18 protein-coding genes and 1 tRNA gene are annotated in these 19,912 nt (G+C 53.4%); 11 read left to right on the forward strand and 8 right to left on the reverse strand.

Annotation, left to right across the window (positions count from 1 at the left end; genetic code table 11):
- Positions 1-22 precede the first annotated feature (22 nt).
- Genes P2G53_RS02765 through P2G53_RS02775 form a run of 3 tightly spaced genes read left to right on the forward strand, consistent with a single transcriptional unit; the run spans position 23 to position 1,950 of the window.
- Positions 23-505 carry a phage regulatory CII family protein gene (locus P2G53_RS02765; RefSeq protein ID WP_275813371.1) on the forward strand — a complete coding sequence of 161 codons (483 nt, stop codon included), beginning with the start codon at positions 23-25 and terminating at the stop codon, positions 503-505.
- Positions 506-808, forward strand: a complete 303-nt coding sequence (locus P2G53_RS02770; RefSeq protein ID WP_275813374.1) for an ogr/Delta-like zinc finger family protein — start codon at positions 506-508, stop codon at positions 806-808.
- A complete protein-coding gene (locus tag P2G53_RS02775; RefSeq protein WP_275813377.1) occupies positions 805-1,950 on the forward strand; it encodes a toprim domain-containing protein in 1,146 nt (381 codons plus the stop codon). Before P2G53_RS02770 ends, P2G53_RS02775 begins: the two co-directional genes overlap by 4 nt.
- 121 nt (positions 1,951-2,071) lie before the next feature.
- Here the strand turns inward: P2G53_RS02775 and P2G53_RS02780 are convergent.
- From P2G53_RS02780 to P2G53_RS02800, 5 genes are all read right to left on the reverse strand, one after another.
- Positions 2,072-2,159, reverse strand: a tRNA-Ser gene (locus P2G53_RS02780).
- 161 nt (positions 2,160-2,320) lie between these two features.
- Positions 2,321-3,520: a cell division protein FtsZ gene (gene ftsZ, locus P2G53_RS02785; RefSeq protein ID WP_275813380.1), complete on the reverse strand. Its 1,200-nt coding sequence runs from the start codon at positions 3,518-3,520 to the stop codon at positions 2,321-2,323.
- A 71-nt stretch (positions 3,521-3,591) separates the two neighbouring features.
- Positions 3,592-4,830, reverse strand: a complete 1,239-nt coding sequence (ftsA, locus tag P2G53_RS02790; RefSeq protein WP_275813383.1) for a cell division protein FtsA — start codon at positions 4,828-4,830, stop codon at positions 3,592-3,594.
- Positions 4,831-5,583: 753 nt separating this feature from the next.
- Positions 5,584-7,095: a DNA recombination protein RmuC gene (gene rmuC / locus P2G53_RS02795; RefSeq protein WP_275813386.1), complete on the reverse strand. Its 1,512-nt coding sequence runs from the start codon at positions 7,093-7,095 to the stop codon at positions 5,584-5,586.
- 5 nt (positions 7,096-7,100) lie between these two features.
- On the reverse strand, positions 7,101-7,484 hold the full coding sequence (locus P2G53_RS02800) for a hypothetical protein (RefSeq protein ID WP_275813389.1): 384 nt from the start codon (positions 7,482-7,484) through the stop codon (positions 7,101-7,103).
- A 150-nt stretch (positions 7,485-7,634) separates the two neighbouring features.
- Here P2G53_RS02800 and P2G53_RS02805 point away from each other — a divergent pair, with 150 nt between their 5' ends.
- Genes P2G53_RS02805 through P2G53_RS02835 form a run of 7 tightly spaced genes read left to right on the forward strand, consistent with a single transcriptional unit; the run spans position 7,635 to position 13,200 of the window.
- Entirely contained in the window at positions 7,635-8,273 is a 639-nt protein-coding gene (locus tag P2G53_RS02805) for a class I SAM-dependent methyltransferase (RefSeq protein ID WP_275813392.1), read from the forward strand.
- Positions 8,273-8,686, forward strand: coding sequence for a hypothetical protein (locus P2G53_RS02810; RefSeq protein WP_275813395.1), 414 nt, complete (start codon positions 8,273-8,275; stop codon positions 8,684-8,686). The genes P2G53_RS02805 and P2G53_RS02810 overlap by 1 nt, the downstream gene beginning before the upstream one ends.
- A gap of 29 nt (positions 8,687-8,715) precedes the next feature.
- Positions 8,716-11,022 (forward strand): YdbH domain-containing protein, encoded by a 2,307-nt coding sequence (locus P2G53_RS02815; RefSeq protein WP_275813397.1) that lies wholly within the window; start codon positions 8,716-8,718, stop codon positions 11,020-11,022.
- A 10-nt stretch (positions 11,023-11,032) separates the two neighbouring features.
- Positions 11,033-11,233: a YnbE family lipoprotein gene (locus P2G53_RS02820; RefSeq protein ID WP_275813400.1), complete on the forward strand. Its 201-nt coding sequence runs from the start codon at positions 11,033-11,035 to the stop codon at positions 11,231-11,233.
- 12 nt (positions 11,234-11,245) lie between these two features.
- Complete coding sequence (locus P2G53_RS02825) at positions 11,246-11,584, forward strand: YdbL family protein (protein ID WP_275813403.1); 339 nt, start codon at positions 11,246-11,248, stop codon at positions 11,582-11,584.
- A 24-nt stretch (positions 11,585-11,608) separates the two neighbouring features.
- Positions 11,609-12,145 (forward strand): disulfide bond formation protein B, encoded by a 537-nt coding sequence (locus P2G53_RS02830; protein WP_275813405.1) that lies wholly within the window; start codon positions 11,609-11,611, stop codon positions 12,143-12,145.
- Positions 12,142-13,200, forward strand: a complete 1,059-nt coding sequence (locus tag P2G53_RS02835) for a lipid A deacylase LpxR family protein (RefSeq protein WP_275813408.1) — start codon at positions 12,142-12,144, stop codon at positions 13,198-13,200. The genes P2G53_RS02830 and P2G53_RS02835 overlap by 4 nt, the downstream gene beginning before the upstream one ends.
- A 6-nt stretch (positions 13,201-13,206) precedes the next feature.
- Here the strand turns inward: P2G53_RS02835 and P2G53_RS02840 are convergent, their stop codons facing one another.
- Positions 13,207-15,204, reverse strand: coding sequence for a TonB-dependent copper receptor (locus P2G53_RS02840; protein WP_275813411.1), 1,998 nt, complete (start codon positions 15,202-15,204; stop codon positions 13,207-13,209).
- 233 nt (positions 15,205-15,437) lie between these two features.
- Between P2G53_RS02840 and gcvP the strand changes: the two genes are divergently transcribed.
- Entirely contained in the window at positions 15,438-18,344 is a 2,907-nt protein-coding gene (gcvP, locus tag P2G53_RS02845) for an aminomethyl-transferring glycine dehydrogenase (protein WP_275813414.1), read from the forward strand.
- Positions 18,345-18,375: 31 nt separating this feature from the next.
- Here the strand turns inward: gcvP and P2G53_RS02850 are convergent, their stop codons facing one another.
- A complete protein-coding gene (locus tag P2G53_RS02850) occupies positions 18,376-19,281 on the reverse strand; it encodes a cytochrome c (RefSeq protein ID WP_275813417.1) in 906 nt (301 codons plus the stop codon).
- Positions 19,278-19,856, reverse strand: coding sequence for a cytochrome c (locus tag P2G53_RS02855; RefSeq protein ID WP_275813420.1), 579 nt, complete (start codon positions 19,854-19,856; stop codon positions 19,278-19,280). The genes P2G53_RS02850 and P2G53_RS02855 overlap by 4 nt, the downstream gene beginning before the upstream one ends.
- Positions 19,857-19,912 lie beyond the last annotated feature (56 nt).

The following is a 19,912-nucleotide window of genomic DNA, read 5'->3' on the forward strand; positions in this document are numbered from 1 at the left end:
CCTTAAACCAAGGGAAACGGACATGAGCAGACGCACACTGCCCAGCCACGGCGGCATTCATACCCCGCAAATGGCATGCTACCTGGCCGCACATGACTATCAGGATGGCGTACCGGCTCTGGCCGCCATATTGCAGGTAACGCCTGACACCCTGAACAAAAAACTCTCTCCCAAAAACACCAGCCACATCCTGTCCCTGCAGGATGCCATGCACATTCTCCGCATCACCCACGACACCCGCATTCTGGATGCCATCTGTGCCCAGGTCAGCGCTATCTGGGCCCGGCCAGAAGATGTTTCCGACTGTCCCGGTGATCTGGATCTGCTAAAGACCAGCAACGGGTTAATGGCCCGCGCCGTGGCCGTTATCGAAGAGCTGGAACTGGCCCTGGAAGATGGCGCAATCGATGCCGAGGAACGCGCCCGGCTTGACCAATGTTTTATGCGTCTGAGCCAAGAGGCCCACCACGTTTCGGAAACCGCACGCCGTTTCGAGGAAGAATAAATGTCAGGCAGCGTCTACAAAATCCGATGCCCACACTGCCGCCACGCCATACGTGTGCGCAACAGTGTCGAGCAGCACCCTTTACTCAGATCGATGTACCTCCAATGTACAAACGTCAACTGCGGTGCCACGTACCGTGCAGGCATGGAAATCACGCACCTTATGAGTCCGGCGGCAGACCCAAACCCAGCCATTGAACTGCCCATGGCTGATGCAGCCATCAGACGCGCAGCGGTAGAACGGGAAAACGCCAAACAGGTTGATATCGACGACATTCTTCAGGATGAGCTGGCAGTAGAATGAATCCCCAACTAAAACACGACATCACAGAAGCCCTGAAGCGTGACTATAAAGCCGTACAAAAGGGCCAGTACCTGAACCGGGTGGAATGCCCCAGCTGCCACAAGCGGGAAGCCTTCACCAGCACAGACAAACCCTGGGTCATTAAATGCGGGCGGTCCAATAAGTGCGGCGACAGCTGGCACGTTAAAGAGCTGTTCCCTGAATTTTTTGAAACCTGGACAGAACGCTATCAGCCAAAAACCGAGCAGGAGCGCAATGAAAACCCCACCGCAGTGGCGGATGGATACCTGCGCGACGGTCGCGGTTTTGATCTGATTAAAATCAGAGGCTGGTACACCCAGGAGTATTACCACGACCACGAACTGAACGAAGGCACCACCACCGTTCGTTTTAAGATGCCAAACGGTTTTAACGAACGATTCCTGGACAAACCTCAACGCTTTGGCAAACAAAAAAGCCGCACCGTAGGTGATTACAAAGGCCGCGCCTGGGTGCCGCCAGTATTCACCCTGCAGGATCTGGCCACCGCTGAGGAAATCTGGGTGGTCGAGGGCATCTTCGACGCAATCGCGCACTACCATGCTGGCAACATTGCCGTGTCTAACATCAGCAGCAGCAACTACCCGTCCCTACTTCTGCAGGAGATCCAGAAGCAATGCGCCCAGGGCAAACGCCCACGGATCATATGGGCGCAGGACAGCGACCGGGCAGGCCGCACCGCCATTCTCAAGTTCCGCGATCGCGCAGAACGTGACGGCTGGAAGTGCGGTGCTGCCCAGCCGCCATCCGAACAGTACGACTGGAACGACCTGCTGCAGCGCGACCAGCTCACCGACAAAGACATTGAAAAGTACCTGCACTATGGTGATCTGCTGCTGGCCAAAACCGCCAGTGCAAAAGCCCTGCTGATGTATAACCATCGGCCCAGCCGTGAATTCTGGTTTACCTATGAAGCCGGAATTTGGTGGTGGAAGCTGGACATGGACGCGTACGACAAAGAGGTACGCAGCTATGAGAAAGAGGGCGGCGAACCACTCACAGCCGAACAACGTGACCTGGCCCTCAAGTCCGCTGGCTGTGTCACCCAGATCTGTACCGCCCTGCCCCGACCGCTGTATTTCCAGGCCAATCAGAGAACCTGATTGGCTTTTTTGTGCCCCGCATCTGGGGTCGACATTCCCAAAGCATTCCCAAAACAGTTCCCAGGAATATTTCAGCAATGATATCTGAATTGTAACTTATTGATTTATCATCAAAAGTAAATGGCGGTCAGGGAGGGATTCGAACCCTCGATGCCTTTCGACATACACACTTTCCAGGCGTGCTCCTTCGGCCACTCGGACACCTGACCCTACCATGCGATCTGAGTTATCAGAGGCCTGGGAGGCCAACTCGTCAACGCGGCGCGAATTGTAACATACCGCCTTGCAAGGGCAAGATTTTTCAGCAAAAAAAAGCCCGGTAAGAACCGGGCAAGATAATACCTGGAAGGTATTTAGAAGATTGCTGTCATCAATCTGCCTGACGACGCAGGAATGCCGGAATATCCAGAAATTCCATATCATCAGTACCGGTACGCTGTAGCAATGGAGGCTCAACGTCCTGGGTCTTTTTCTCAACCAGAGGTTTGTTTTTCTGCTCTTCTGTACGGCGCATGACGGCGGGCAGCTCCATCTGGCTGAAATCGCCGGAGCGTGGTGCCGCAGTTGTGGCTCGCGTCGTACCGCCATTGACGGTCTTAAGCTCCTGCATCTGCGCACGTTCAAGGCCGGTGGCAACAACGGTTACGGTAATCGTGTCGGACAGCTCCGGATCGATTACGGTACCGACGACGATAGTGGCGTTCTCGGAAGCGTACTCCTCAACAATACTACCCACTTCCGAGAACTCGCCCAGGCTGAGATCAAGACCAGCAGTGATATTCACCAGAATGCCACTTGCCCCCTTCAGGTCTACATCTTCAAGCAATGGACTGTTAATCGCGGCGCGGGTGGCTTCTGCTGCCCTCTCCTCACCGCGGCCACTACCGCTACCCATCATCGCCATGCCCATTTCAGACATGACGGTTCTGACATCTGCAAAGTCGACGTTAATCATGCCGGGACGAATGATCAGATCGGCAATGCCCTGAACAGCGCCTTTAAGCACATCGTTTGCAGTGTTGAATGCATTCATCAGGCTGGTGTTTTTACCCAGCACTGGCAACAACTTTTCATTCGGGATAATAATCAGGGAATCGACGTTCTCTTTCAGTTCTTTGATGCCCTGCTCGGCAATTGAAAGACGCTTACGCCCCTCGAAACTGAAAGGTTTGGTTACAACAGCAACGGTCAGAATACCCAGCTCTTTTGCGACTTCAGCCACAATCGGCGCGGCACCAGTGCCGGTACCACCACCCATGCCTGCTGTGATGAATACCATGTCGGACCCTTCCAGCATCTGCGCGATGCGTTCGCGGTCTTCCTGCGCCGCCTGACGACCGACTTCAGGATTGGCACCGGCGCCAAGTCCCTTGGTCAATGCACCACCAAGCTGCAACACAGTGCGTGAAGCCATGTTATTAAGTGCCTGTGCATCTGTATTGGCGCAGATAAAATCCACCCCTTCCAGATCACAGCTCACCATATGCTGTACGGCGTTACCACCGCCCCCGCCAACACCGATAACTTTTATTACGGCGCTTTGAGGGATACTGTCTACCAACTCAAACATACCGATCTCCTTCCAGATTCCTTTGCGCTTTTATTCTTAAAGTGAGCGCTTATGGGCCTTTCTTTAAACGTTTAAAAATTACTCTGTATCCAGTGTTTAACCTTGTGCAGCATATTCACGCGCACCGGCAAATCGACCTCTACAGGGCCTGACACGGACTCACCACCCCGGTCCTGCTTGGCATATTGCAGCAGTCCCAGGCCAGTGGCATAAATCGGGTTACGCAGAATATCTTCCATCCCCCGCACGCCGTGCGGATTGGCCAGACGCACTGGCATGTGGAAGATCTCTTCTGCCAGCTCTACAGCACCTTCCATTTTTGAGGTACCACCTGTCAGGACAATGCCTGCCGCGATCAGATCTTCATAACCACTGCGACGCAGCTCCGCCTGTACCAGGCTGAACAGTTCTTCATAGCGAGGCTCAACCACCTCAGCCAGTGCCTGACGTGACAGGGTCCGGGCCGGACGGTCGCCTACACCGGGTACCTGAATGGTTTCATCGGCACGGGCCAGCTGCGCCAGGGCACAGGCGTATTTAATCTTGATCTCTTCCGCATGCTGAGTTGGCGTACGCAGCGCCATGGCGATGTCATTGGTGACCTGATCACCGGCAATCGGAATCACTGCGGTATGACGGATAGCACCACCGGTGAAGATGGAGATATCTGAGGTACCGCCCCCGATATCCACCATGCAGACACCCAGTTCTTTTTCATCATCGGTCAGCACGGAGTAGCTGGAGGCCAGTTGCTCCAGCACCACATGGTCTACTTCCAGACCACAGCGGCGAATACATTTTTCGATGTTCTGATGCGCATTCACGGAGGCGGTCACCAGATGCACCTTGGCTTCCAGACGCACACCGGACATGCCAAGTGGCTCTTTAATGCCTTCCTGACTATCGATCTCATATTCCTGCGGCAGGATATGCAGAATTTTCTGATCTGCCGGGATGGCCACGGCACGGGCCGCATCAATGACGCGGTCCAGATCATAATCGGACACTTCACGGTCACGTACAGCGACGATGCCGTGTGAGTTCAGGCTGCTGATATGGCTACCGGCAATGCCCACAGTAACCGAATGAATTTTGCAACCGGCCATCAGTTCAGCTTCTTCCACCGCACGCTGGATTGAACCGACGGTGGATTCAATATTCACCACCACGCCGCGTTTCATACCGTTGGAAGGGTGCGATCCAATGCCCACCAGCTCAATGCTGCCATCCGGGTTTACTTCCGCTACCAGACACACCACCTTGGAGGTGCCGATATCGAGAGCAACAATCATGTTCGAATGCATGGACATACTTTTTCGCCGAAATGATAAAACTTGCCTTCATTTTACTTAAAGATAAGCAGAAACCAAGGGGCAAGTTATGAATAATTCTGCACCAAAACCAGCCAAACTGGCTTTTTAAACACATACAAACCTTCCTAAATTATTAAGTCGGCAATATCAGCCACCTCTTTAATACTTTTCTTCATGATTTCAATAAGATAGAGACCTTCAAAATATAACAAAAACCAGCTTATCTATTATAAACAAACAGTTAAAACTGATATTTTATTTAGACAAAAAATCAATATTTAATTTTGATTTATACTAAAAAATCAAAATTAAATATTGAAATATCTTAAAAATATCAAAACTTGATTTTGACATTTAAAATAAAATCAATTTGTCATTTTGATTTTAGCAAGATGAAAAAACGTACATAAATTCACCAGCCGATAACCCCAAAAAGCTGAAATCGATTAAAAAACGTTCATATCGAAGGTTGGATTACGCGGCTCACGCAACATCTGAACAGACCTTTAGCGTTGTCATAAAGACTCAGACAGGTGGGATCAAAAAAGAGGTAACTGAGAGGCAATACTGATACGGTCCCGCCGCGATCTTATCCAGCCTATAGCACTTCAGGCCATACAAAAAACAGACTCTCAGATATTAAAGAGGGACGTAGAAATCACAGGAGGGGCTTTGTCAAACCACTTTAAACAGGCTCACCCCAGGAAAATTGAGGTGAGCACGTCAGCACTAATCATCGTTTTTTACTGATTAATCAGATTCTGAGTCTGTATCTGAGGCACTTTCTATCAGACTGGGCGCCAGTTTTTTCTTACCGTCTGCGCCAAGCTTCCTCAGCATATGCACCTGATTTATCAGGTTGCCACGGCCACTGCTCAGGCGTTTGTGGGCATCATCGTAGGCTTTCTGACTGCGACCCAGGTGTCTGCCAATCTCTTCCACAGATTCAACAAAGCCGACAAACTTATCATGCAGCTCGCCGCCACGGCGGGCGATCTCACGGGCATTCTGATTCTGATACTCATAGCGCCAGATATTATGAATGGTACGCAGGGTCACCATCAGGGTTGCCGGACTGACCAGCATGATATTGCGGTCAAAGGCTTCCCTGAACAGACTGGGTTCGCGCTCCAGCGCCAGCAGGAAAGCACCTTCCACCGGCACAAACATCAGCACAAAATCCAGTGTGCGGATCTCTTCCAGTGACTGATAGGCTTTTTCACTCAGACCTTTAATATGGCCACGCAGTGACTGAACATGCTCCCGCAACAGCCGTTCACGGACGGCCTCATCATCACTGGAACAATACTGCTCGTATGCCTTCAAAGAGACCTTGGCATCAATGATCACATCTTTATTATCCGGCAGACGGACAATGGCATCCGGCTGATAGCGGCGACTGTCTTCGGTGACTGAGACCTGCAATTCAAACTCATGCCCCTTGCGCAGGCCGGATTCTTCCAGCGCCCGCTCAAGCACCACTTCACCCCAGTTACCCTGCGTTTTGCTCTCCCCTTTCAGGGCATTGGTCAGGTTAATCGCATCCTGACTCATCTGCTGGTTCAGCTGTCTCAGGTTCTGGATCTGTTCAAACAGCGAACGGCGGTCCTTGGCTTCTTTGTCGTAGACATCCTCTACCCGGCGTTTAAAGTCCCCCAGCTGCTCGCGCAGGGGGTTCAGCAACTGCCCCATGTTTTCTTTGTTGCTTTCGGTAAAGCGCTGGGATTTTTCTTCAAAGATGCGGTTTGCCAGATTCTGAAATTCCTGCTTCAGCTGCTCCCGTGCCTGCTCCAGTGATTTCAGCTTATCGGCGCTGGCTTCACGTTCGGCGTTAAGGCGGGTCTCAAGCTCCGTAAAAAGTTCGTTGCGCTGAGCCAGTTCCGCCCTGACGGCTGTAAGTTGCTGCTCCAGTCCAGCCAGACGCTGTTCAGTCTTGGCCAGCTGTGTTTCCCGCTCCTGCTGGCGGGCCTCTATATCAGCATACGCCGCCTGTTTGTCTGCCAGCAGCTGCTGTAGCTGTTCAGCACGACTTTGTACCTTAAGCTGCTCGGATTCCAGCGCCTGTAGCTGAGCAATCCGCTCCTGCAGACGTGTCATCTGCAGTTCTGACTGATGCAACTGCGCCTGATACTGTTGTGCCTCTTCCTGTTTGGTTTGAGCTACACCCATCTGCCATTGTTTGCGCAGCAGGAATATTGCCACCAGCGCCGCCAAACCGCAGAGAATCAGGCCCGCGAAAAACGAGATCAGATCAAGCGCCATTCAGATCACCAGTAGTAATAAAGAACGGGCATCGCTGCGATAACCAGCGGTAGCATCAGCACCAGTGCTTTTAAGTCACCCAGCACACGCTGGATTACCAGCACATGCACTACCGGGAAAGAGATAAACATACAGATCAGCGGAATCCACCAGTCCAGTTTCAGGAATCCATAGGCCATGGCAAACAGCAGCGTGATCGCTGAAATATTACCCGCCATGATCACTGCGACCATGCCATTGCGAGTACTGGCAAAAGAGGGCTTCTGATCTTCAGGCAGTTTATTGATCGCTCCGGCACTGAGCGCAGCCGACATGGTGACCATTCCGGTGGCCAGAAAAATAATCAGCGGATCCACGTTATCTTCTCCAAACAAGATTGATTGCCGCATTGTATGTCAGGGGACTCCGTTACCCAACCGCTTATGCGTTCTTCTTTATAGACTCCGGTGAAGCGCATAACCTGCCCATAGCATCAGATACTGGTATAATCGCCGCCCGGCTTAACACAGCCCTGTTTACAATCTACATGAGAATCTGACGTGGAATTTCTGGTCAACGAAGCGGTTGAAGACTACGCCTTTCTCAGCACCACTCCAGAACCGGAACTGCTGCAGGAACTGATCGACGAAACCAACAAAAACATGGGCTGGCCGCAAAAGCTTTCGGGCCGACTGGTCGGGCGCACCCTGAAGTTTCTGGCGCAACTGCATCAGCCCAAAACGGTGCTGGAAATTGGTATGTTCACCGGTTATTCCGCCCTGTCGATTGCCGAAGGTATGCCGCAGGACGGCCGCATTATCTGCTGCGAAACCAACCCGCGTGCCATCGAGTTTGCCAAGACCTTTTTTGCCCGCAGCCCCTATGGCCACAAAATCGAAGTCATCTTTGGTCGCGCACTGGATACCCTGCAGACGCTGGATGAAGCGCTGGATTTCACGTTTATCGATGCCGACAAACGTAACTACCTGCACTATTACGAACAGGTTCTGGAAAAAACCCGTCCGGGCGGACTGATTGTGCTGGATAACATGCTCTGGTCCGGCAAGGTACTACAGCCGGAATCCGAGATTGACGATGTACTGGTCGAACTTAACCAGCGGATTGCAGCCGATCCACGGGTCGAAAATATATTCCTCACGGTACGTGACGGGATCAACGTGGTGAGAAAACTGCCCTGATGCCTTTTTTGATTCGCAACTACCGCAGTGAGCAACTGGAGCTGGTTAAGCTTTCAGCTCAGCAGACGCAGGCAGATCAGACCACCAATGACCTGCTGATCCCCTCAGCACACCACTTGCTACTCTGTTATGTGGATTGTGAAGAAGACAGCCCAATCTATGCTCAGCTGTGTGAAATACGGGATTACTGGCTCACTCATCTGTCAGAGGTCGGGCACAGCACCGAAGTGTATGGCCTGATTTACTGGCTGCTGCGCGACCTGGGCATTGATCATCGCGGCGAACCGCTTGAAGATACGGTTGAACGTCTGACCGAACTGGAGATCGAAGTGTCAGGCCCTGATAACCGGGACCTGATCTACTGCTTACAGGCGGCCGTGGAAAGGATTGACGAGTTAAGCCTGAACGAATAACCCCCGCACCGGCCAGACAGGAGGGATGAGTGCGCGTTCGACGAATCATCAGCCTCAGTCTGTTGCTTCTGCTGCTTGCAGTCGTTCCGCTGAGTTATCTGCTCTCGCCCATGCTGGGCCGCTATTTGATTGAGCAGTGGTTCCAGCAGCGCGGATTTACCGATGTTCAGTTCCAGATTAATCACCCGGGCTGGGGCCAACTCGACATTCCCGGCATATCGCTGGGTTACCAGACCCCCGACTTCAGCCTGAAGCTCGACACCGGCGCCATCCGAATCAGCTATGACCCCTATCGTTTACTACTCAGCCGACAGCTCACCTCCGTAGCACTGGATGAAGCATCGGTCACACTTAACCTCACGGATAATGCTACCCAGCCAGCCCCCGTGACGCTGGCACAGTTCAGCACCCTGCTTCCAGCTGTGTGGCTGCCGGAGCTACCCGCAGACCAGATCCGGCTGGACCAGTTGATGACTCAGGTCAGCGACACACAGGGACAACGCTGGCAGGGAACCCATCAGATCCGGCTGGACCCCGAACAGGCACAGGTAAACAGCCAAATTTCATCTGCACAACTACCCGAACTGACCAGCCACTTATCCGTCACGCCGGATAACCATTTTATCTGGCAGCTGGAACAGAACACTCAGCCCCTGACCCGTCTTGAGGGGCAGCTGACCGGCCCCAACGAATTACAGACTAGGCTCACGCTTCAGCTCGAACAATCCATGCCGCTGTTGAAGCGATTCCTGCCGGATCTCACCAACACAGCATCGGTTCAGGGGACCCTCAATAGTCAGGGTAGAATTCATCTGCCGGAAGTATTAGACCTGTCAGCAAACCCATTGAACGGCATTGAAACAGAGCAGCAATTTGAACTCAGCGTCCAGGTCAAACCTCAAACTGGCGAGCTAACCACTCAACTGTCGGGCAAGTTGCAGCTAAAACAGCAGAGAGTGCATCTTACACTGGCTGAAAACTCCAAACTGCAGCTCAACAACTGGCCCCTCGAGGGTTTAAGCCGTCCCCTCGGCCCTGTTTCTGTGGCATTACGCAAGACATTAGAGTTTCAGGCGCCACTCAATGCGGACCTGTTGGTTAAACAACTCTCCGTCAGTCCGGCCTCATTTAACCTGAGTTCGGTCAGTCTTGAGTTCAACGACCTCCACCTGACAACAACTTCAACTCAACTGGATCTGATCAAGATCGATCCTGCGACTGGTGCCTTTGAAGGTGTCCTGTCGCCGACTCTGGTCACCGTTAAAAACCGGACCCAGACCTTTCCGGCCGTAACCTTAAAAACCGAATTCGAGTCACTGAACAAAACGCTGCAGCAGCAATTTTCACTGAGCGCAGATCAACCCAGAACCCGGATAACCGGCAGTGCCAACACAGATCTGGACAGCATGAACAGTCAGATCCGCTGGCAGACAGCCCCAATCAATCTGCGCACACTGGCCACCGGCCTGAAACCCTGGCTGCCGCAAAACAGTTGGCCAAAATCCCTGGTGTTAAAACAGGGCACACTTCAGCATCAGGGCAGTGCAAACATTCGTAACAGCGCCTTGAGAGCAACCTTCAGCAACCGCATTTCCGATGCAGAGATAGAGTGGCAACAAAACCAGCTTTCAGGCCTCAACTGGACCTCTACGACCCACCTCAACCCGGATAACCGCTGGCATGATACAGGCGAGGTTAAGCTGGCCCGGTTTAAAAAGGGAGTAGAGCTGAATAACCTTGATCTGGCCTATCGTTATGAGGGCGGCCGTAACCAGGACAGCCTGCGGGTTGAAAAAGCAGCCGCTGATTTTCTGGCCGGACACCTGTCGCTGCAACCCTTTACTACCCGCTTGCAGGCACCTGATTTTGAAACACAGCTCAGGGTAAACAACATCAGTCTTGAGCAGTTATTAGCGCTGGAGCAACAACGTGGTCTATCCGGCAACGGTGTGCTGAATGGAACGGTACCTCTCACTTTCAGCGAAGGCGCCCTGACCATCGCGGGAGGCAAACTGGTGAGCGAGGCCCCAGGCGGCACCTTAAGATTCCAGCCGGATCAAAACGTCCTGGCTTACGCCGCAGCCAATAAAGGTTTATCCATGGCGCTGGAACTGCTGCAGAACTTCCACTACCAACAGTTGTCGGTAGATCTGAGTTATGCTGCCGATGGTAACGCGCTACTGAAAACACGCTTACAGGGGTTTAACCCGGACTGGTCGAATGGCCAGCCAATCGACTTTAATATCAACATTGAGGAAAACATCCTCCAGTTGATTCGGGCGCTGCAACTGGCAGAACAGCTGACCGAGCAGATAGAACAACACTACAGCCAGTAGGAATAAACGCATGAAACGCACAGCATGCATAACCATGATCGCCGGTGGCACGCTCCTGTTGAGCCTGGCCGGTTGCTCACCCCGGGTTGAAGTCGCGGTACCGAGCGAGCCGATCACGATCAACCTGAATGTCAAAATAGAGCATGAGATCCTGGTCAAGGTCGACCGTGAGATCGACACGCTCTTGAATAAAAACAGCGACCTGTTTTAAGGGAGGCACCTGATGAACCGACTGATTAAACCGTTTCTGGCGTCATTTCTGCTGATCATCAGTTGTTTGAGTATGCCAGCCTGGGCACTCTCGCTGGATGAAGCAAAAGCCGCCGGTCTGGTTGGCGAGCAGAGCAACGGCTATCTGGGTGTTGTGCAGTCAGGCTCAGCCGACGCTAAAGCACTGGTCAGTGACATTAACAGTAAACGTAAAGCTGCCTATATTGATGGTGCAAAAAGTGCCGGGGTTGAACTGCAGGTATTCGAAGTACGCATGGGACAACGGCTGCAACAACGCACCCCTGCCGGTGAATATATTCAGCAACCGGATGGTCGCTGGCTGAAAAAATAATGTGGCACAGATCAAGGATTGAATATGCCCCGTAACGGATCACCCGCCTACCGATGGCTCAACCTGCTGGGTTTATTACTCAGCGGGGGCGGCCTGGTTTACGCCATAGCCATTCTGGAACCGATGCTTTCCGGCAACAGCTGCCTGTTTTGCTCCTTAACCCGGGCGCTGCTGCTCTGCCTGAGCCTGATCTATTTGCTGGCACTGCTGCATAATCCGGCCAGTGCCGGTCAGCGTTTTTATGCCTTTATGGGTTTTGCCCTGATCAGCGCCGGCCTGTTTACGCTGGGCTATCATGGTTGGCTGCAGACAACTCAACCAGAATTAACCGACGCCCAGCGCCTCACCTGCCAGATGTCGCTGGAACAGCTGAGTCTCAAGGGCTCGCTGTTTGAACGGATACAAAGCTGGTTTGACCTTGCAACCCTGTGTCCAATGCCACGGCCGGAAGGGATAAACCTGTCTGTTAATGTGCAGGCCCTCATCGCATTCACACTTTTAATGCTGATCAATTTGAGAATCCTGCTGTTGCAACCACGCCGCGAAGGATATTTTGTATGACCAGTCGCCTGGGCTTAACACTGCTATGTGCCCTCCTGCTATCGGGCCTGTCGCTAAAGACCATGGCTCAGGATGCACCCTGGACGGTAAACCTGTATTTCGAAAATGATTTGTTCACAGAAACCGATCAGAACTACACCAATGGAGTGCGTATCTCGTGGGTATCGCCCAACGTTGAGGATTACCTGCACGACCCCCGTATCCCGACCTGGCTAAGAGGCGTTAACCGTTACCTGCCGTTGTTTGACCCCGAGCCGGTCAGCGATCAGCGAAAAGTGCAGCGCAATCTGGTGGTCAGTCTGGGTCAGCAGATCTACACCCCGCAGGACATCGACCGCTACACGGTGGACCCGAACGACCGCCCCTATGCCGGCTGGTTATACGGCGCCATCGCATACCATAGCCGCACCGCCCGCAAAATGAACACCGCTGAACTGAATCTGGGTATTGTCGGGCCTTGGGCGCTGGGTGAACAGGCGCAGGACACGATTCACCAACTGCGTGGGTTTGAAAAATTCAACGGCTGGGACAACCAGCTGAAGAATGAGCTGGGCATTCAACTGGTTTACGAACACAAAAACCGCTTCAGCAAAGGATACCTGCTGCCCTGGCTGGAGTATGACGCCATCGCCCACGCCGGTGCCAGTCTCGGCAATGTGGCGACCTATCTCAATGGCGGTGCCGAGTTTCGCATTGGCTGGAACCTGCCAGAGGACTTCGGCACTTCAGCCCTGCGCAGCGGCGGTGATAACAGCGCGCCTGGTCGCGGTGATGAACGTTATCAACGCGGCAGCCGCAATGAAAACCTGGGTCTGCACGCGTTTATCTCCACCGATGGCCGCTGGGTTTTACATGATATCTTTTTGGATGGAAATACCTTCCGGGACAGCCACTCCATCGACAAAGAACCTCTGGTGGGCGAAACCGCGATTGGTATCGCCGCCCTGTATCATGGCTGGAAAGTCTCCTTTGCCCGCATTCACCGCAGCCGGGAATTCAAAAAGCAGGATGAAGGCCATTCCTTTGGCTCGCTGAGTATCTCTTACAGCTTCTGAGTCAGCTCAAAACGTCAGCCTGAAATTCATCCACAGGCTGCGGCCGGGTTCCATCACCTGTATCGGATCAGACTCCAGCACCGAGTCCTTACTTTCATGCAGGCTGTAGGCCTTATCAAAGAGATTATCCATGCCCAGACTCAGCTGGCTATCCTGAGTCAGACTGTATTCCGCATGCAGATTCACCACACCATAGCCCGGTGTTTGCCTCACATCCTGCCCACCACAGACCGGATCCGAGCTGAGACAGACCTCTTTTTGCGCGGCGACCAGTTGCCATTCGCCCTGATAACGCCAGTCTCCCTGTCGAAAGCTCAGTTGCGTTGTCCAGGACAGCGGCGCGATACGCGACAACGCCTGACCGTTGTCACGGTTATTGCCACGTAACCAGGCCAACTGCGTATCAAGCTGCCAACCCTGACGGAACACCCAGTTTAGCTCAGCCTCTGCGCCATAGAGTTCAGCAGCAATATTACGGTAGTACTCGTTGTTCGCAGAACGGTATCTCAGGATGTAATCATCCACCCGGTTATACCAGCCACTCAGCTGCCAGTGGCTATTCGGCCCGCCGCGGGACAAGACCAGTTCCAGTTGGTGGTGTTTCTCCGGTTCCAGCTGCGGGTTACCGATCCAGTCCCCGCTCATCGTGTGTCTGGCCATATAACGTTCGGTAGCGTCCGCCGTGCGCACACTGCGTGACAGGGTTGTGTCCAGCTGATAATCCGAAGCAAAACGATGCTGCCAGGTTAAGAAACCGCCCAGATTGTCTTCTGCGCTATGTGTGTTGGTCTCACCATAAGCACTGTTATAGAGAGAGGCCGGGGTTGCCGCTCCCATTCCCATGCCATAGCTGCGGTCAACCTTGTCAGCATCTGCCCTCACATGGTCATAACGCAGACCCGCCTGCACTCTATTCTGGGTATCCAGTGCGCGGTCTCCTTCAAGAAAAATACCCTGCTGCTCAATCACCACCCCCGGCCACTGGCTAAACGCAGGCATCCCGCTCATCAACATATAAGCCAATGCATCGCGCTCATTCTTTTGCAGATCAACACCAAATTGCCACGCCGTCTGCCACAGATCAGCCGTCACTAGCAGCCGACCCCCTGTGGTATCCGAGGTAGAGGGGCTGCTCATCAGGGTATTTTCCATCAGGTGAACGACATCTGAGCGATAGAGATCAAATCTCGCGGTTTTTAACACAGCCGAGTGAAAATCATGTTCCAGACGAACACGACTGTTTTTGGCATCCGCATAGGGACTGTCCATCTGGGCGCCCGGAAAATCGATATCCTCTTCATCCACACGTTCATGGCTGATTTGCAGTCGGGTATTGTCACCCAGCTTAATACCCGCCATCAGGGTATTGGAGGCACTTTGCCAGCCAGCGGCAACAGACTCGCCATGGCCATCTTCATAATCCTGCGCTTCACCGGCGTGAGTGATAAAACGCAGATAACCCCTATCCGAACCCGCCGCCAGATCAGCCGTCAGATCCCATTGCCGGTTATTTTCACGCCAGCCACCGGACAGCTCAGCCAGAGACCCCCGCGCTGAGAAAATCGGCCAGTCACGCTCAAACAGCACCGTGCCACCCGAGCCACCGGCGCCATACACAACCGTGCGATTGCCTTTGATCACTGTCACTTTGTCGTAGGTATCAGCAGCGGTATAGGCGGTTGGCGGGTCCATTCGATTGGGACAGGCACCGTGCAGATAGCTGCCATCAAGCAGGATATTCAGCTGGGTTTCTTTCTGACCCCGAATAATCGGATCAATGGCTCTGCCACCCATGCGGCTGCCGGAAATTCCATTCACCTGTAGCAGCAGTTCAGCGCCATCCGCCACCGGTGAAGGTGCAAGGCTTTCAGGTATGAATGAGTATTCACCTACCTCTGGCATCACACCTTCAGTAATCTCAATCAACAATGGAGACTCGGCCGCCATGACCACCGAATGACCCAAGATTCCCCATACACTACAGATAGCCCCTGCCGCCTTCATCCAACACCCTCCTCACTCAGATGGCGGTGGATTTTACAAACGCAGGCTCGAATAAGGGATGTGACACAGCGTCGCGCGACAACTTGCCGCAGTCATATAACCAATGAAAGCCCGTTTTCCTGACTCCCTAAATCCATGAAAAAAAGGTATGATTAGCGCCTTTCTTGCCCCTGCCAAAAATGGTCCAGCAGATCCTGTCTGGCAGGGCTTAATTTTTTGCCACGGGTTTGCTCATGACTCAATCAAACGCCTCATTGCCACTGTCTGCTCTAGAGCAGAAAGATGACTTTATCTCACGCCATATCGGACCCTCTCCGGATGAGCAGCAAGCCATGCTGGCCGCGCTGGGCGTTGATTCCCTGGATACCCTGATTGAACAGACCGTACCGGGCAGCATTCTGCTGAAGGATGAGCTGGCGCTGAGCGACAGCCGCACTGAGCAGGATGTATTAACCGAACTCAAAACCATCGCCCGTAAGAACACCATCAACCGTTCCATGATCGGCATGGGTTACACCGACACCATCGTGCCGAATGTTATCCTGCGCAATGTGCTGGAAAATCCGGGTTGGTATACCGCCTATACCCCGTATCAGCCGGAAGTGTCTCAGGGCCGTCTGGAAGCGATTCTGAACTTCCAGCAGATGGTGCTGGACCTGACCGGTCTGGATCTGGCGAACGCTTCACTGCTGGATGAGGCCACCGCCGCCGCAGAAGCGATGACACTGTGTAAGCGCATGTCCAAGGCGAAAAAAGCCAACGTTTTCCTGGTGGACGAAAATCTGCACCCACAGAATATCAGCGTGATTCAGACCCGTGCTGAACCACTTGGTTATGACGTTGTGGTCGGCGATGTCAGCAGCCTGATCGATGAATACGACGCCTTCGGTGTGGTAGTGCAGTATCCGGGCACCTACGGTCATGTCACCGACTACTCTGCCCTGATCGAAAAGGTCCACGACAAAAAAGCCCTGTTCTGTGCAGCGGCAGACATCATGAGCCTGGTACTGCTGAAATCACCGGGCGAACTGGGGGCTGATGTAGTGTTCGGTTCCGCCCAGCGTTTTGGTGTGCCGATGGGCTACGGTGGCCCGCATGCAGCATTCTTTGCCACCCGTGATGACTACAAACGTTCGGTACCGGGCCGCATTATTGGTGTATCCATTGATGCGCGTGGCAATAAAGCACTGCGTATGGCGATGCAGACCCGCGAACAGCATATCCGTCGTGAGAAAGCGACCTCGAACATCTGTACCGCGCAGGTGCTGCTGGCGAATATGGCCTCTTTCTACGCGGTGTATCACGGCCCTGACGGCCTGAAAACTATTGCCTCCCGCATCCACCGCCTGACCAGTATTCTGGCGAAAGGTCTGCAGCAGAAAGGTGTTTCCCTGGTCAATGGCACCTGGTTTGACACCCTGACAATTGAACTGTCTGATGCCGACAACGCTTACCAGAACGCACTGAATGCAGGCATCAACCTGCGTCCTATAACTGCTCACCGTCTGGGCATCACGCTGGATGAATGCACTGACCGCAGCGTAATCACGAAGCTGTGGGACTGCATTCTGGGCGAAGGCCACGGCCTGTCTGTTGAAAGCCTGGATGCGGAACTGAGTAATAGCGATGACACCGCAATTCCTGCAGCACTGAAACGTGAATCTGCAATTCTGCAGCACCCGGTATTCAACAGCTATCACAGTGAAACCGAGATGCTGCGTTACCTGAAGCAGCTGGAAAACAAGGATATTTCGCTGGCACACAGCATGATCGCGCTGGGTTCCTGCACCATGAAGCTGAATGCAACCGCTGAGATGATCCCGGTAACCTGGCCTGAGTTTGGCCAGCTGCATCCGTTTGCGCCGCTGGATCAGGCGAAGGGTTACCAGCTACTGCTGAACGGCCTTACTGAACAACTGAAAGCGATCACCGGCTTTGATGATATCTGCATCCAGCCAAACTCCGGTGCGCAGGGTGAATACGCTGGCCTGCTGGCGATTCGTAACTACCACCTGGCCAACGGTGATACCGAACGTACCATCTGCCTGATTCCAGCTTCTGCCCACGGTACCAACCCGGCTTCAGCCGCACTGGCAGACATGAAAGTAGTGGTGGTGAAGTGTGACGATAAAGGCAACGTGGATATCAACGATCTGCGTAGCAAGGCCGAGCAATACAGTGCCCAGCTCTCCTGCCTGATGATCACCTACCCGTCTACCCACGGTGTATTTGAAGAAGGTATTCGTGAGATCTGTGACATCATCCACGCCAACGGTGGACAGGTGTATATGGACGGTGCCAACCTGAATGCTCAGGTAGCGGTCAGTAAACCGGCCGATATCGGTGCCGACGTATCACACATGAACCTGCACAAGACCTTCTGTATCCCGCACGGTGGCGGCGGTCCCGGCATGGGCCCGATTGGTGTCAAAGCGCATCTGGCGCCGTTTGTCGCCAACCACCCGGTGGTGACAATTGAAGGTCCAAACCCGGCTAACGGTGCTGTCTCTGCCGCGCCTTGGGGCAGTGCCTCTATTCTGCCGATCTCCTGGGTCTATATCGCCCTGATGGGTGCAAAAGGCCTGCGTGCGGCAACCGAAAATGCCATTCTGAATGCCAACTATCTGGCACACGAACTGGCCAAGGATTACCCTGTGCTCTACACCGGCCGTAATGACCGGGTTGCACATGAATGTATTATCGACCTGCGCCCGCTGAAAGAGATTTCAGGCATCACTGAAGAAGATGTGGCCAAGCGTCTGATGGACTTTGGTTTCCATGCACCCACCATGTCTTTCCCGGTGCCTGGCACCCTGATGATCGAACCAACTGAGTCCGAATCCAAAGCGGAGCTGGATCGCTTTATCGAAGCGATGCAGGTGATTCGCAACGAGATTCGTCAGGTGGAATCCGGCCAGATCGATGCCGAAAACAACCCGCTGAAACATGCGCCACACACTGTGGCAGATCTGATCGACCCTCAGTGGGACCGTCCATACAGCCGCGAACAGGGTGCTTTCCCGGTTGCACGTCTGTTGACCAGCAAAGTCTGGCCAACCGTGAACAGGATCGATAACGTCTATGGCGACCGCAACCTGTTCTGTGCCTGTGTGCCGATGGATGCGTACACTGAGAACTAAGGGTGTAACCCTTTCTCTTGATAAAAAGCCCTCACTCTGAGGGCTTTTTTATATCTCGATTCAGCAGATAGTAGGCGATGGCCCTTAAGTCATCCGGCCGCATAAAAGACGTCCCGTCCCGAACAACCTCGCCCATGCCGCCACCAAACACATCACCGTCATGTTTGATGCCGGTTTTAAGCGCATATGAAAGGTCTTCAAGGGTCCAGCCTTTTTCCTTGAGTGCTTCCGCGGTGATTGACGGCACCCTGCTGTCTTCTTCAGTCCAGGAAACTGAACCACTGAAAGGTGCATCCGGATCCAGTGCGCCCAATAAACTGCGGGGGCTGTGACAGGCACCACAGTGCGCCACACTTTCTGTCAGATAAGCACCCCGATTAAATTCTGCCCCCTGATCCGGAACAGGCGTAAACGGAGCAGCTTCGAAGAACAACCCCTGCCATAACAACAGCCCTTCCCGCAGGTTGAAGGGAAACTTCAGATCATGTGGAGTTGATGCAACGGCAGCGGGTCTGACGGTGCGAAACGCCGCCCAGAGGTCAGCAACATCCTGATCCGTCAGACCTGTATAGAATGTGTAGGGGAAAGCCGGATAATAATGGTCGCCATCAGGGCGCTGTCCCAGTCGCAGTGCTGTTGCAAAATCGTCCACCGACCAGTTGCCGATACCATAGGTTTTATCAGTCGTAAGGTTGGGTCCGTAGAAAGTACCGAAGGGTGTTGCAAGCGCCGGCCCACCCGCCAGAGGCGCACCACCCCCGACAATATCGGTATGACAGGCGATACAACCACCGGCGCGGGCAAGGTAGGCACCGCGCGCAACATCGCCAGTCAGATGCGCCAGCGAGGCTGCTGGTTCAGCAGCCGGAGTCACGATATACCAGCCAACTGCAAAGGCGCTCAGGCCAAGTGTTACAGCGCGCAGAGAGCGTTTCACTTGTCTTGTTCCACCCGGAATCGCGTATGACAGGCTGAACAATTATCCGTCAGGGCTTTAAACACCTGTTCCGCAGGCATGGCACCATATTCCTCTGCAGTCAGATCGACCTGAGTCTCTGCGCTATTTACACCCATCATATCGCTGCTGCCCATCATCGCATCAGCCATCATAGGGTCCGCAGCCTGCACTGCGCCTGTATTTTCAGCCGCCAGTGCAAGTCCCTGACTGATAACGCTGAGTCGCTCTGACAGATGTGAAAAACGTGTCCATTCCTGCCAGATCTCCGCTTTGGCTTCAGATGGGTGATGCAAACTGCCCTCGGGGAAGAGTTGGGTTATCTTTTTCCCGGCATGGGAATCGATTACTTTGGCGGCAGCCTTCACCCCGTTGGCATCATAAGGGATCTTGCCTTTAAACATGTCAGACACTGTTTTTATCGCCTGTTTCATCTCTTTCATTGCTTCCATACGTTCCTTCACAATGCCGGTGGCACCACTGTGAGCAATCACCACAGAAGACAGACTGGCCAGAAGGCCAGCCAAAACAACAACCTGTACTTTTACAAGCGACATAAAAAATCCTGTTAAAAGAGCAAAGTGAATTCAGAGATGGAGGTCTTGCGCGGGCC

It is taken from the genome of Neptuniibacter sp. CAU 1671 (genome assembly GCF_029222905.1).
GTDB lineage: Bacteria > Pseudomonadota > Gammaproteobacteria > Pseudomonadales > Balneatricaceae > Neptuniibacter.

Bases quoted from the DNA above. Each gene is read 5' to 3' on its own strand.
- rmuC (WP_275813386.1), bottom strand. From the start codon at position 7,095: ATGGCGCTTGATCTGATCTCGTTTTTCGCGGGCCTGATTCTCTGCGGT.
- P2G53_RS02840 (WP_275813411.1), bottom strand. From the start codon at position 15,204: ATGAAGGCGGCAGGGGCTATCTGTAGTGTATGGGGAATCTTGGGTCAT.
- ftsA (WP_275813383.1), bottom strand. From the start codon at position 4,830: ATGTCCATGCATTCGAACATGATTGTTGCTCTCGATATCGGCACCTCC.
- ftsZ (WP_275813380.1), bottom strand. From the start codon at position 3,520: ATGTTTGAGTTGGTAGACAGTATCCCTCAAAGCGCCGTAATAAAAGTT.
- gcvP (WP_275813414.1), top strand. From the start codon at position 15,438: ATGACTCAATCAAACGCCTCATTGCCACTGTCTGCTCTAGAGCAGAAA.
- P2G53_RS02810 (WP_275813395.1), top strand. From the start codon at position 8,273: ATGCCTTTTTTGATTCGCAACTACCGCAGTGAGCAACTGGAGCTGGTT.
- P2G53_RS02770 (WP_275813374.1), top strand. From the start codon at position 506: ATGTCAGGCAGCGTCTACAAAATCCGATGCCCACACTGCCGCCACGCC.
- P2G53_RS02800 (WP_275813389.1), bottom strand. From the start codon at position 7,484: ATGCGGCAATCAATCTTGTTTGGAGAAGATAACGTGGATCCGCTGATT.
- P2G53_RS02820 (WP_275813400.1), top strand. From the start codon at position 11,033: ATGAAACGCACAGCATGCATAACCATGATCGCCGGTGGCACGCTCCTG.
- P2G53_RS02830 (WP_275813405.1), top strand. From the start codon at position 11,609: ATGCCCCGTAACGGATCACCCGCCTACCGATGGCTCAACCTGCTGGGT.
- P2G53_RS02765 (WP_275813371.1), top strand. From the start codon at position 23: ATGAGCAGACGCACACTGCCCAGCCACGGCGGCATTCATACCCCGCAA.
- P2G53_RS02835 (WP_275813408.1), top strand. From the start codon at position 12,142: ATGACCAGTCGCCTGGGCTTAACACTGCTATGTGCCCTCCTGCTATCG.
- P2G53_RS02855 (WP_275813420.1), bottom strand. From the start codon at position 19,856: ATGTCGCTTGTAAAAGTACAGGTTGTTGTTTTGGCTGGCCTTCTGGCC.
- P2G53_RS02775 (WP_275813377.1), top strand. From the start codon at position 805: ATGAATCCCCAACTAAAACACGACATCACAGAAGCCCTGAAGCGTGAC.
- P2G53_RS02825 (WP_275813403.1), top strand. From the start codon at position 11,246: ATGAACCGACTGATTAAACCGTTTCTGGCGTCATTTCTGCTGATCATC.